Origin of the sequence: Lysinibacillus sp. OL1 (assembly GCF_004332175.1) — a bacterium.
Classification (GTDB): domain Bacteria; phylum Bacillota; class Bacilli; order Bacillales_A; family Planococcaceae; genus Lysinibacillus; species Lysinibacillus capsici.
In genome coordinates this window covers 23,204-37,499 of sequence record NZ_SJDS01000009.1, presented here as the reverse complement: position 1 = coordinate 37,499, position 14,296 = coordinate 23,204, and the positions used below count along the sequence as shown (strand labels likewise).

At 35.7% G+C, this 14,296-nt stretch carries 11 protein-coding genes; 6 read left to right on the top strand and 5 right to left on the bottom strand.

The window, feature by feature from the left end:
* From pyrE to opp4C, 6 genes are all read left to right on the top strand, one after another.
* Nucleotides 1-630, top strand: coding sequence for an orotate phosphoribosyltransferase (pyrE, locus tag EW028_RS16110; RefSeq protein ID WP_131521609.1), 630 nt, complete (start codon nucleotides 1-3; stop codon nucleotides 628-630).
* 865 nt (nucleotides 631-1,495) lie between these two features.
* Complete coding sequence (locus EW028_RS16105; RefSeq protein WP_048395394.1) at nucleotides 1,496-2,491, top strand: ABC transporter ATP-binding protein; 996 nt, start codon at nucleotides 1,496-1,498, stop codon at nucleotides 2,489-2,491.
* A 4-nt stretch (nucleotides 2,492-2,495) separates the two neighbouring features.
* Nucleotides 2,496-3,485: an ABC transporter ATP-binding protein gene (locus EW028_RS16100; protein ID WP_131521608.1), complete on the top strand. Its 990-nt coding sequence runs from the start codon at nucleotides 2,496-2,498 to the stop codon at nucleotides 3,483-3,485.
* A 54-nt stretch (nucleotides 3,486-3,539) separates the two neighbouring features.
* Nucleotides 3,540-5,273, top strand: coding sequence for an oligopeptide ABC transporter substrate-binding protein (opp4A, locus tag EW028_RS16095; protein WP_131521607.1), 1,734 nt, complete (start codon nucleotides 3,540-3,542; stop codon nucleotides 5,271-5,273).
* Between the two features lie 82 nt (nucleotides 5,274-5,355).
* A complete protein-coding gene (gene opp4B, locus EW028_RS16090) occupies nucleotides 5,356-6,321 on the top strand; it encodes an oligopeptide ABC transporter permease (RefSeq protein WP_016994271.1) in 966 nt (321 codons plus the stop codon).
* A 12-nt stretch (nucleotides 6,322-6,333) separates the two neighbouring features.
* On the top strand, nucleotides 6,334-7,242 hold the full coding sequence (opp4C, locus tag EW028_RS16085) for an oligopeptide ABC transporter permease (RefSeq protein WP_048395389.1): 909 nt from the start codon (nucleotides 6,334-6,336) through the stop codon (nucleotides 7,240-7,242).
* Between the two features lie 549 nt (nucleotides 7,243-7,791).
* Here the strand turns inward: opp4C and EW028_RS16080 are convergent.
* From EW028_RS16080 to EW028_RS16060, 5 genes are all read right to left on the bottom strand, one after another.
* Complete coding sequence (locus EW028_RS16080) at nucleotides 7,792-8,718, bottom strand: ABC transporter ATP-binding protein (RefSeq protein ID WP_131521606.1); 927 nt, start codon at nucleotides 8,716-8,718, stop codon at nucleotides 7,792-7,794.
* On the bottom strand, nucleotides 8,711-9,766 hold the full coding sequence (locus EW028_RS16075; protein ID WP_131521605.1) for an ABC transporter ATP-binding protein: 1,056 nt from the start codon (nucleotides 9,764-9,766) through the stop codon (nucleotides 8,711-8,713). Before EW028_RS16075 ends, EW028_RS16080 begins: the two co-directional genes overlap by 8 nt.
* A gap of 13 nt (nucleotides 9,767-9,779) precedes the next feature.
* Nucleotides 9,780-10,700, bottom strand: coding sequence for an ABC transporter permease (locus EW028_RS16070; RefSeq protein ID WP_131521604.1), 921 nt, complete (start codon nucleotides 10,698-10,700; stop codon nucleotides 9,780-9,782).
* Entirely contained in the window at nucleotides 10,700-11,629 is a 930-nt protein-coding gene (locus EW028_RS16065) for an ABC transporter permease (protein WP_131521603.1), read from the bottom strand. The genes EW028_RS16070 and EW028_RS16065 overlap by 1 nt, the downstream gene beginning before the upstream one ends.
* Nucleotides 11,630-11,761: 132 nt before the next feature.
* Nucleotides 11,762-13,420 (bottom strand): peptide ABC transporter substrate-binding protein, encoded by a 1,659-nt coding sequence (locus EW028_RS16060; protein WP_131521602.1) that lies wholly within the window; start codon nucleotides 13,418-13,420, stop codon nucleotides 11,762-11,764.
* Nucleotides 13,421-14,296 lie beyond the last annotated feature (876 nt).

The following is a 14,296-nucleotide window of genomic DNA, read 5'->3' as shown; positions in this document are numbered from 1 at the left end:
ATGACATTACAAAATGAAATTGCACACGCTATGTTAAAAGTTGGAGCTGTAGAATTAAATCCTACAGAGCTATTTACATGGGCATCTGGTATTAAATCACCTATATACTGTGATACACGCTTAACAATTTCCGATCCAGTTATTCGTAAACAATTAGCAAATGGTTTAGCCTCTGTCATCAAAGAAAACTTCGGAGCGACAGAAATTGTAGCAGGAACAGCTACAGCAGGTATCCCACATGCGGCGTGGGTAAGTGATATTTTAGAATTACCAATGGTTTATGTACGCTCTAAAGCGAAGGAGCATGGCCGTGGTAATCAAATTGAAGGAAAATACGCAGCAGGACAAAAAGTAGTGGTTGTGGAGGATATCGTCTCTACAGGTGGTTCTTCCATTACAGCAGTAGAAGCATTGCGTGCAGCTGGCTGTGAAGTATTAGGAGTAGTTTGTGTCTACACATATAATCTTCCACGCGCTGAACAAGCATTTGAAGAGGCTGGCATTCAATACGTATCATTAACTAATTTTGATTATCTGATTGAAGCAGCAAATGAATCAGGCGCTATCAAAGAAGAAGATATTCCATTCTTAAAAGAGTGGCATGGAAAATTAAAAGCTGGAGAATTGTAAAAGTAGTAGTAAAACATAGAGTTACTGGAATATAAAAGAGAGCAAATGCATAGAAACAACTATCGATACTTTTGTTGATAGTTGTTTTTTGTGTTTTTTCGACGTAGTCAAAGGAAAATAAACTTTATTAACTTTTAAGAGAAGTATGGCCTATAGATTAAAGAAATTGTAAAAATAATTTATTTTTTTAATGTAATATAAAACACTTCATTTGTTTAGTGCTTTAGTAAATAAAATTATTCGTTAATAATAATTAGGAAAATTTAGTATCATTCTATGAATTAAATAAACAATAAAAATCCTTTTATAATCATGTTTTCCAAATAAAAGTAAATTTTGACATAGTATGTGTGGATCAAATGAGTAGGTTATTATTATTTTAATAAAATAAAAAAATGATACTTTAGGCAAATAAAGTTGAAAATGAACTAATATTCAGTATGGTAAAATCTAAAGCATCCAATCTGAAATGGTATAGTTGTATGGATTATTTTGTATGTAATATTATAAGAATTGTAAAAATTCACTTGATTAAATGTATTATTTCCAGATAAAATAGCATTACGCCTAATTGTCAGAATATTATATACCGATCCAGTTACTATTACATTTGGAAAATAGGGTCAATTTTATGTAATGAAGATGTACTCTTTAAAATTTGGTGTTTTTTTTAGGTAATATAATTTTGAAATAGGTTTAACATCTTACGATCTAATTTTTCGGAATATTGAATCTTATGAGGGAAGCCAAAAGCTAATTTCTATTTACATCTTTTACTTAAAGAATACATTTTAGACATATGTTTCTGTTGCTTACATAAAGGATGTAGTGATTTTTAGTAAAAAAATTAAAGGTGTGATATTAAATGAGCTTAATGTTAGAAGTGAAAAACCTTAAAACTGGTTTCGATATAGATGGGGATATCTATCATGCTGTTGATGATGTTTCTTTTTCAGTCAAATCAGGTCAAATTATTGGGGTAGTTGGAGAATCTGGATGTGGAAAAAGTGTCATGTCACTTTCAGTTATGCAGCTTCTTCCAAAAGGGATTGGCAAAATCACAGGCGGAGAAATTAAGTTTGAAGGAAAAAACATCGAAAATTATTCTAGCGATGACATGAATAAGATTAGAGGAAAAGATATTAGTATGATTTTCCAAGAACCCATGACATCATTAAATCCCGTTTTTACAATTGGTTCACAAATACAAGAGATTATCTTAAATCACTCTAAAATCTCAAAGGCTGAGGCTAAAAGTAAAGCAATAGACTTATTAAAACAAGTCGGCATACCCAGAGCGGATCAAATTGTAGATGAGTATCCTCACCAATTATCTGGTGGAATGAGACAAAGGGTTATGATTGCCATTGCCATTGCATGTCAACCTAAACTATTAATTGCAGATGAGCCTACTACGGCACTTGATGTGACGGTGCAAGCTCAAATCTTAGAGCTATTAAAGACAATTCAAGCAAAAAATGATATGTCCATCGTACTTATTACACATGATTTAGGCGTCGTAGCCGAAATGTGTGATGAAGTAATTATCATGTACGCGGGGAAAATTGTAGAAAAAACAAATGTAGATAATTTGTTCCACAATCCGCAGCATCCTTATACAAAGCTATTAATGGCTTCTATACCAAGAATCGATGAGGAAGTTGAAAAGTTAACGACCATTCAAGGGATTGTACCTTCATTGAAAAATATGCCCCAAATAGGTTGCCGTTTTGTGGATAGATGTCCTTCAGCTATGCCTGATTGTAGCAAGGTTACGCCGCAACTTTCCTTTATAGATGATGGACATGAGGTATCTTGTTTACTTTATGAAAGTTGCGATACTAGAAAGGGTGTGAGCTGACAGCATGAATGAAACAAGCGTAAAACAAAAAAAGGATAACTTATTAGAAATAATTGATTTGAAAACATATTACCCAATCAAAGGTGGCTTCTTAAGGCATACTGTTGGTCATGTAAAAGCAGTGGATAACATTTCTTTTTCTATTAAAAATGGCGAGACATTAGGGTTAGTTGGAGAATCGGGTTGCGGAAAATCGACAACTGGACGGACAATTTTAAGATTATTAGACTCGACGGATGGAAAAATTATCTTTGATGGTAAAGATATTACAAACTTGAGAGGGAAATCTTTAAGAGATATACGAAAAGATATTCAAATGGTATTTCAGGATCCATACGCATCTTTAAATCCTATGCAAATGGTAGGAAGCATTGTTGCAGAGCCAATTATGAATTTCAGTAACAAATCATTGAAATCATTAAAAGGCGAGGTAATGGAGCTATTAAGAAAAGTCGGCTTACCTGAAGATGCCTATTATAAATATGCTCATGAGTTCTCAGGTGGTCAGCGCCAGCGTATTGGTATTGCTCGGGCACTTGCACTTAGACCAAAGCTTATTATTGCAGACGAGCCTGTTTCAGCCTTAGATGTATCAGTACAATCACAAGTTCTTAATCTATTAAAAGAACTTCAGGATGAGTTTGATTTAACATTCCTGTTTATCGCACATGATTTAAGTGTGGTCAAGCATATGAGCGATCGAATTGGCGTGATGTATCTAGGAAATATTGTAGAAATAGCTGATAAGGAACATATTTACGATGAGCCATTACATCCTTATACACAAGTATTGATCTCTGCAATACCTGTGCCAGATCCGAGAAAGAAAAATAGTCGTATTGTTTTAGAGGGAGATATACCGAGTCCTGCTAATCCACCGTCAGGCTGTCCATTCCATCCAAGATGTCCAAAGGCAATGGCAGAATGTTCATTATCTAAGCCAGCTTTAAAGGAGGTGAAGTCGGGGCATAGTGTTGCTTGTCATTTATATTAAAAACTAAAAACGGAAAATAGTTATTGACAAAAATAAAATTACGGGGGGAAAAAAATGAAAAAATCAGCATTATGGTCATTTATGCTATTGCTAGTTATGGCATTATTTTTAGCTGCATGTAATAATGACTCATCAAAAACAGAGAAGGAAAATGAAAAGGATACAAGCGGGGATACAACGACAACAACAGATGAACCTTCTACAGAGGGTGGCATCGTAACATATGGTACAGATGTTGCACCTGAAGGCGTATATGATCCTGCTTATTCAGGTAGTATTGTAGACAGCTATATTCAAAATTTCACAATGGAAGGTATTTATGATGTAAATGATGACTTAGAATATGTTCCAAACTTAGCTTCATGGGAAATTAGTGAGGATAAATTAACGTATACGTTTACATTCCAGAAGGGTGTAAAATGGCATAATGGTGAGGAATTAACAGCTGATGACTGGGTTTTTGCTTTAGAAACTCTTGCGCATCCTGATTATGCTGGACCTCGCTACAATTATGTTGAGGGAATTAAAGGTGCCAAAGCTAAAAAAGAAGGTAAGGCTGACAAAATCGAAGGTATTGAAGTAGTAGATCCATACACTGTAAAAATCACTTTTGAACAAGTGAAAATTAATAATTTAGAAAATCTATGGTCAAATCCAATGCCGAAGAAACATTATGAAGGTATTGCTGTTAAGGATTTAGAGGAGTCAAAGCAAGTTCGTGAAAATCCTGTTGGCTTAGGGCCATTTAAGGTGAAAAAAGTTGTAGATGGAGAATATTCTGAATTAGAGCGTTTTGATGATTACTGGAAGGGCAAACCACAGCTTGATGGTGTTATTGTAAAAGTAATTGACCCATCATTAGCAACTGGTGCATTCCAAAATGGAGAAATTGACATTATGGATATTAGACCACAATCCGTAAAAGAATTAGAAGCATTAGGCAATGTACGTATTGAAGAAACTAATGGTGTGGGCTATTCATACATCGGACTTCGTTTTGGTCATCGTGATAAAGCTACATTAAAAAATGTGGCAGATTTTGATAAATTTAATGCAAAAGAATTACGTCAAGCATTATTATATGCAATTAACCGTCCAGCAATGATCGATGCTTTCTTAGAAGGAAAAGCAACAGTTGCCAACACTGTGATTCCAACTACTTTCTGGACTGCTGCACCAGAGTCAGAACTAAACCAATATGAATTCAACCCAGAAAAAGCAAAAGAGCTATTAGCATCTGCAGGTTATGTAGATAAAGATGGTGATGGTTTCGTAGAAGATCCAAAGGGACAACCATTTAAAATTTCATTTGGTCACTATGCAGGTTCAGCAGCATTTGAAGGACGTGCACAAGCAATTGTTCAATCTTGGAATGATATTGGTGTGAAAACAGAATTAGCGACAGGTAGTTTAATTGAGTTTAACTTATATAATGATATGAAAGATAATGATGATGCAACTTTAGAGGCATTCTTCGGTGCGTGGAGTACAGGTGCTGATCCAGATCCATCAGGATTATGGGGTAATGACGCTGAGTGGAACTATGGTCGTTGGGTAGATCCTAAAAACCAAGAATTATTGGATAAAGGCTTAAGTGAAGAAGCATTTGACAAAGACAAACGTATGGCAACATATGTTGAATGGCAAAAATACTTCAACGAAGAATTACCTGCACTTCCTTTATGGGAAAACTTAGATTTATATGGTATTAATAACCGTTTACAAGGTGTTCATGTCAACGCTGTTGGCTTCCAAACGGATGTTTATAAATGGCATATTAAAGAATAAGCTAATTTGTACTTTAATTCTTGCTAACTAAGTCCTTGAAAAGAGGACTTAGTTAGTAAATTTATAGATAAGGAGACGTTACATGCTTCAATATACACTTCGACGACTACTTGGCATGATCCCATTGTTACTCCTTATTTCGTTGGTGGTATTCTTTTTAGCGAAAATGATGCCAGGAGATGCATTTGCTGGTGAAATTGATCCTTCTAATACGAATCCACAATATATCGAGGAAATGAGAGAAAAATTAGGCTATAACGATCCTATTATCCAGCAATACGGTAGATGGATTGTTAATTTTATGCAAGGGGATTTTGGTAAATCAACTGTTTATAAGAAACCAGCGGTAGAAATTATTGCGCAGCGTATACCTAATACCATATTTTTAGCTTTAACATCGTTAATTTTTACCTACATATTTGCATTTATCATGGGCATGTATGCTGGTAGAAAGCCCTATACACTTGGGGATAATTTGATTGCAACGTATAATTATCTAGCTTTAGCCATTCCGTCATTTGTTGCGGGAATTGTAGCCATTTACTTTTTCTCGTTCAAGTTAGGTTGGTTCCCATTTAACGGATCTGTTGGTGTAGGGCTAGAGCCTGGAAATTTGGACTACTATATAAGTAGATTCCACCATGTTTTACTACCTGCGCTTATATTAGGATTGATGGGAACAGCATCCTATACACAATTTTTGCGGAATGACATTATTGAAAATAGTAGAAAAGATTTTGTAAGAACTGCGAGAGCAAAGGGAACAAAAGAATCGAAAATTTATAACAAACATATTTTACGAAATTCTATTATTCCTCTTATTACGTTCCTTGGGTTTGATATCGCAACATTAATTAGCGGTGCAGTAATAACAGAAACGATCTTTACGTATCCTGGAATAGGTGCTCTCTTCCTTGAATCAGTTGGAAGAAGGGATTATGCAGTCATGATGTCGATCACAATGTTACTTTCGTTTTTAACACTTTTTGGAAATTTAATAGCGGATTTATTATATGGTGTAGTAGATCCACGTATTAGATTGGATTAAGGAGGGGGAAATATGACATTGGTAACGGATCAAGAAGTTTTAACGCCAAAATCGCCAAAGAAAAGCCCCTCGCCATGGGTAATTGCGAGACGAAAGTTCTTTAAAAATAAACTAGCCTTGATTAGCCTTATATTTCTACTGATCGTTATTATCTTATCGTTTCTAGCACCATATATTACAACTAAAGATATTGTCCGGGTTGATTTTACCCAAATAAGTAAACCACCATCTAGTGAAAATTGGTTAGGAACAGATACAAATGGACGAGATGTGTTTACAAGAATGCTCTATGCTGGTCGATCCTCCTTAACAGTAGGATTAAGCTGTATGTTCTTTATTGTTTTAATTGGAACTACAGTCGGCGCTATTTCAGGGTACTTTGGTGGAAAAATAGATCAAATACTCATGAGATTTACAGATTTTATCTTAATGTTTCCATTTATGATTTTTGTAATTGTTTTAAATCAAATTCTAATTGGAAAAGTATCTGGTCTATGGACTTTGATTTTTGTTATCTCACTATTAATGTGGGGATCAGTTGCAAGGATTGTACGAAGTAGGGTGCTTGCTGAAAAGGAAAATGAGTATATATTAGCAGCTCAATCAATAGGATGTAAATCATCAAAGATTATTATGAAGCATTTACTACCTAATGTTGCTTCGACGATTATTGTACAAGCAACATTGCTGATGGCTGTAACAATCGTCGCTGAATCTGGTTTAAGCTTTTTAGGGTTAGGCGTACCAGCAGATACGCCAAGTTGGGGGAATATGCTGTCCGAAGCTAGAAACTCAGAGGTATTAAAGGAGAAGCTTTGGATGTGGGTGCCTCCTGCAACAGCTATTACGCTAGTAATTTTGTCCATTAATTTTATCGGGGAAGGCTTAAAGGATGCATTAAATCCAAAATCCAGAAGGTAATCAAAAAATGGATATTAAATAAGTGACAAGAAAATAGGGCACCTTTAAATGTAAAAGTAATCACATTTAAAGGTGCCGAATTTTATAAAGGATAATAGTTTAATACATAGTAATATTGATTGTCCTTACAGAGACCATAGAGACCTGGAAATAATGTTTTGAGAGCAACTATTATGGTCTAATCACACAAGGCTTTGGACTGTGGCATGGACCAGGATAGGCAGATGCTGTGGTAGAACCAACACTAATTAATACGATTGTAAAACAACATGTAGCAAGAAGAAGTTTCATACTTTTTTTCATTGGACTACACCCCTTTATTCGTGTTAACTCTATCATAATATATTCGGGAAATTATTTAAACTAATTTTACAAAAATGGTATTTATTAACTATTTATTTTGTGTAAAATAAAAGAGTGAAGGGAATTAGAGTCTACTAAAAGGTTGTAAGTTTATTTAGGTTTCATTGACGGGGATATTGGGTAACAAAGAAGTAAATAAAAAAACTCCCATCACAGTTTTTGTACTGTCGATAGGAGTTATAGCTTTTAGCGATTACCAACCCAAGTTTTTACTAGATCAGCAGTACCATAAACATAATGCTGGTCACCTACTTCATGGTAGGTTGCACTTTCGTCAACCTCTGTATGCTTGTACTGAATACGTTGACGGCGCTTCTCTGACATTGGATCAGGAAGTGGGATAGCTGATAATAAAGATTTTGTATACGGATGAACAGGGTGATTGTAAATATCATCTGCTTTACCGATTTCCATGATTTTACCACGGTACATTACAGCAATACGGTCACTGATGTATTTTACCATAGATAAGTCATGGGCAATGAAAAGATATGTTAAGCCACGTTCTTTTTGTAATTCTTTTAGTAAGTTTACAACTTGTGCTTGAATCGATACGTCCAGAGCAGAAATTGGCTCATCGGCAATGATGAATTTCGGGTCTAGGCTTAATGCACGTGCAATTCCTATACGTTGACGTTGACCACCAGAGAATTCGTGCGCGTAACGATTCGCGTGCTCTTTGTTTAAACCAACAGCTTCAAGTAACTCTTGGATTTTTGCACGACGTTCTTTTTTATCCTTGTAAAGGCCATGAATATCAAAGGCTTCTCCAATGATCTCACCAGCTGTCATACGAGGGTTTAAAGAAGCATAAGGATCTTGGAAAATCATTTGCATTTGACGGTTAAATTTCTTTAACTCATTTTTAGATTTTTTTCCATGGACATTTTCACCATCGAAAACAATCTCGCCACCTGTAATATCATATAAACGAATAATTGAACGACCAGTTGTTGACTTACCACAACCTGATTCACCCACAAGACCAAGTGTTTCACCTTCGTAAACATCAAAGCTGATACCATCTACAGCTTTAATAGGATTACTTGGCGAACCAAAATGCTGCTGTAAATTTTTGATTTCAAGAATTTTTTTCGCACCAGTTTTAGTCATTTTCTTGTGCCTCCTTTGCTAAATACCCTTCAATACGTTTAGCAACCGCATCTGGAAGAGGAATCTTTGGTGCATCAGGATGCAACAACCAAGTCTTTGCAAAATGTGTTTCGCTTACTTGGAACATTGGTGGCTCTTGTTCATAATCAATCGCCATAGCATACTCGTTACGAGCTGCAAATGCATCACCCTTAGGTGGATTTGTAAGATCTGGTGGTGAGCCTGGAATGGTACGTAATAGCTCATCAGTATCATTATCTAAATCTGGCATTGAACCAAGTAGACCCCATGTGTAAGGATGCTTTGGATTATAGAAAATATCATTTACAGTACCATATTCAACGATTTGTCCAGCGTACATTACTGCTACACGGTCAGCGATATTCGCCACTACACCTAAATCGTGTGTAATGAAAATGATAGATGTTTTCGAGTTTTTCTGAATTTCTTTCATTAATTCTAAAATTTGCGCTTGAATGGTTACGTCTAGAGCTGTTGTTGGCTCATCTGCAATTAATAGCTTAGGATCAGCTGCAAGGGCAATGGCAATAACAACACGTTGACGCATACCACCTGAAAATTCATGTGGGTATTGGTTATAGCGTTTTTCAGGGAAGGGGATACCTACCTGTGTTAAAAGCTCAATCGCACGTTTTTTCGCTTCATTTTTAGAAACTTTTTTGTGTTGCAAAATTACTTCAGTTATTTGACGTCCGACCTTCATTGTTGGGTTCAAACTTGTCATAGGATCTTGGAAAATCATTGCAATTTCATTTCCGCGTACTTTAGACATTTCTTTATCAGTTAATGGAACTAAATCACGACCATTAAATAAAATTTGTCCTGACTCATAAATACCAGGTGGCTGTGGAATTAGTTTCATTAATGCATTACTCGTAACACTTTTACCAGAGCCTGATTCACCTACTATAGCGAGTGTTTCACCCTCCTTTAAATCAAAGTTAACACCACGCACAGCATGGACAAGTCCTGCATAAGTTTTAAAGTTAATTCTTAAATCTTTTACTTCTAGAACTGTTTTACTCATTTTGGCCACCTCCTTATTTACGTAGTTTTGGATCTAGAGCGTCACGTAAGCCGTCACCAACTGCGTTAAACGCAAAGATTGTTAGTGAAATAAATACCGCAGGGAAAATCAAGCGCCATGGGGCATTCGCAATGGCTTTATTACCATCAGAGGCCATTGTCCCCCAAGAAGCTGTTGGAGCAGGCACCCCAAGACCAAGGTAGCTTAGGAATGATTCGGTGAAAATAGCAGATGGAATTGTTAACGTCATCGTTACTAAGATTGCACCAAGGGCATTCGGTACCAAGTGTTTGATAATTAAATGGCCTGTACTAGCACCTAATGTACGAGCAGCAAGAACATACTCTTGATTTTTAATAGATAATACTTCACCACGAACGATACGAGCCATGTTAATCCATCCAGTGATGGACAGGGCAATAATCATAGGAATTAAACCAGGTTGCATAACAACTAAAAGTACGATTACTACTAAAAGGTAAGGTACTGCTGTTAAAACGTCAGCAATACGCATCATGATGTTATCAACGCGACCACCTGCTAAGCCTGAAATACTTCCCCAAATAACACCGATAATTAAGTCAATAATCGCTGCAGCAATTCCGATAAATAGGGAAATACGAGCACCTTCCCAAATACGAACGAAAATATCACGACCAAGGTCATCCGTCCCGAACCAAAATTGTGCAGATGGTGGTGCATTGAAAACACCCAGTTGATCACTTGATTTATACTGAGAAAACATTGGTACGAATGTAGCCATTAAAATAACAATGATTAAAATGATTACCCCAATGATGGCTAATTTATTATGAGAGAAACGGAGAAATACTTCTTTCCAAAAGGAGACTGATTTGTCAGCTAACTTATCCGTTGCTTCATGATTGCCACCAACAATTTTAAATTTATCTTTTTCAATTTGTTGCTGTGTCATTATTTTTTCGCTCCTTTCAGTTTAATACGCGGGTCAATCACGCTATATAGAATATCAACGATTAATACCGCAAATAAAAGGATGATGGAATAGAACACCGTCGTACCCATAATGACTGTATAGTCACGGTTTGTAATACTTTGAACGAAGTGTTTACCAAGTCCAGGAATAGCGAAGATTTGTTCAACAATGAAACTACCTGTTACAACACCAGCTGTTAATGGACCAAGGTATGTTACGACTGGTAGAAGGGCATTTCGTAATGTATGACGGAATACGATTGTCCATTTTCCAATACCTTTCGCACGAGCCATTTTTACATAATCACTATTGTTTTGTTCAAGCATACTAGAACGTGTTAATTTTGCAATAAAGCCCATGTGAGAGAAAGCGATTGCAAGAGCTGGCAATATACTATAGACGAAGCCCTTCCAGCCACTAATCGGGAACCAACCTAGCTTGAAGGCTAGGAAATACTGCATTAAACCTGCTAAGATAAATGAAGGTACTGATATACCGAGCACCGCAAAGGACGTTGCCAAATAATCCGGGAACCTATTATGATATAGCGCGGAAACTACGCCAATTAATACACCGAATCCAACTGCTAATAGCATAGCTTCAATCCCTAATGTTAATGAAACAGGGAAACTTTCAGAAATCATATCATTTGTAGAACGCGCTTTATATTTCATTGACTCACCGAAATTGAATGTGGCCGTATCGATTAAATAATCTTTATATTGTATATACCAAGGGTTATTTAATCCATACGTTTCGTTTAACTTCTCCTCAATTTGAGGTGGGAAATTACGTTCACTCGCAAAAGGACTACCAGGAGCGAGACGCATTAAGAAAAACGTAACCGTTACGATGACGAAAAGCGCGAGAAGTATATACATCAGCCTTTTCAAAATATATTTAATCACATAAAACTCCTCCTTCTATTTGTCAATTTTCAGACAAATATATGCCTTCGTATTTTAAAAAGAGCTGACTCGTGCCGAAGTGGCTACGAGGCAGCTCTTCGCTGTAGAGCTAAATAAGCGAAAGGTTGTTGATTATTTCTCTACTTTAACCTCTTTAAGAGAGATGTTACCAAGGATGTCTGCCTTCATATCTTTCACATAATCTTGTACTACAGAAAGGTTCGTGTAGTAGTAAATTGGAACAACTGGGAACTCAGAAACAGCAATTGCTTCAGCTTGTTTTAAAAGCTCAAGACGCTTGGCTGGATCTGCTTCTGTATTAGATTGATCTAATAATTTTTTGTATTCTGCATTTTCCCAACCTGTATCATTGTTACCGTTTGCAGCAGTGTCATACATTTCTAAGAAAGTATAAGCATCGTTGTAGTCACCAACCCAGCCCATACGGCCAACTTGGTAATCTAATTGGTTAAGTTTTTCTAAATATACTTGCCATTCAGAGTTATCAAGACTTACAGTGATACCAAGGTTTTTAGTCCAGCCCTCTTGAACGAATTGTGCGATAGCAGCGTGTGCTTCACTTGTGTTGTAAGAAAGGTTAATTTTAATATCTGCTGGGTTTGTAATTCCAAGTTCTTTCATACCAGCTTCAAGTGCTGCTTTAGCACCTTCGATATCATTATCTTTGTAGTAACCACGGTCTTCTTCAAAGCCATGAACTGCGATAGGAACCATACCTAATGCAGGTTTTTGCTCACCTTTAGTAACATTATCAATTAAAGTTTGACGGTCAACTGCTAATGCTAACGCTTTACGGATGTTAGCGTTTCCAGTGATTTTATCTTTTGTATTTAGCTTGTACCAATAAACAGAAGCTTGGTCTTCAATACGTAATTTCCCATCTGCTTTGAATCCATCGATTGAGTCAAGTGCCACAGATTGGAAAGGTGCCCCTACATAATCAAGTTCTCCAGCTTTGAAGCTTGTAGCTACAGTTGTTTCAGATTCAACCATACCGATATTAACAGTCTCTAAAGAAACTTTATCAGCATCCCAGTATTCTGGGTTTTTCTTTAATACGATTGTATCATTGTGTCTCCATTCAGCTAATGTGAAAGGACCGTTTGTAACAAAGTTTTCACCAGCATCTGTGTACCACTCATCATTACCTTCAACTACTTTTTGGTTTAATGGTGCATATGTTTTGAATGCTGTTAATTCTAAGAAGTAAGGTGTTGGATTTTCTAAAGTTACTACTAATGTTTTTTCATCTTGAGCTTTAACGCCTACATCATCAGCAGAACCTTCACCGTTGTTATATGCTGTAGCACCTTTAATTGGGTAAAGGATTGAAGCATATTCAGAAAGATTGTCTGGGTTTAATGCCCATTTCCAAGCGTATTCGAAGTCACCAGCTAATACTGGATCTCCGTTTGACCATTTAGCATCACGTAATTTGAACGTGTATGTTTTTAAATCTTCACTAACTTCCCAGCTTTCAGCAGCAGCAGCAACTGGACGAGCGTCTGCATCAAGTGTTGTTAATCCTTCAAAAGTATTTGTAAGAATAACACCAGAAGTTGTATCTGTTGCTAATGCAGGATGAAGTGATGGTGGCTCAGAAGCTACAGCTACATTTAATTCGCCGCCTGAAGTTGTTTCAGAAGAACCTGAATCTTTTTCATCGTCTTTTGATTTGTCAGACGAATCTCCACCGAAGCCACATGCAGCAAGTACTAAAGAAAATACTGCAAGGACTGTTAGTAATAAAAACTTTTTGTTTTTATTCATGTGAATCCCCCTTATACAATTTTTAAGCCTTTTGTGAAGCTCCTATTTAATATACCAAAAAAATCATTGTGTACAAAATAAAAAAGATTCGAATTTATATAGTATTATCTGACATTTAGGAGAATAATAAATTTTTCCGATTTATCACGCTAAAGAGGCGAAGTGTATATATATTAAAAATTTGATATTTACTTATTCTGAATATCAAAAATAAAGTAAAAATAAAAAAATGATTTACTATACGGAAAATTCCTATTTTTTTGATAATATTATCGATATTTGAAAAATGAATCAAAAGTCATGGATGTAATACCTTGAGGGATTTGTATAGATTTGTAGAAAATCTATGTAAAACTCAGTGAATTAGATTCTTTTACAGGCAATTTCTTGTAATTTATTATCGCAAAACATGAATATTTTTATCTATTAATGATATATAAGAAACTTGTTTTGTATTTTTCTAGGATTATCCATTTGTGGGGAAGGAAAAGAAAAAAATGAGCATTTGTATGAAAAAAGGTACCCATACTAAGAAAAAATTGGATTTAGTGACAAGCTAGTTTACGAGATTAAGTTTTTTTGAAATAATTTTAGAGCTAGTTGTATATACATGCATATATGCAGTTGGTTACTGTTTTATTCATCAGTCAAAAAAGAAAAGAAATGCTTCATTTAGCCTTATATTCTTTCTCAGAGAACCGTTTAAATCGTATTGTTTTTTTGAGGATGTCATTTGTCTTACTGAAGAGGATTGATAATGCAAATAATTACTAAAAATCAGTTTATTCATCGAATGAAAACGTTAACAATAGCTATTCAAAAGGATATTCTTCCGCATTTTAAGTGGTGTACTATGAAAAAAATATAAAAAAACAG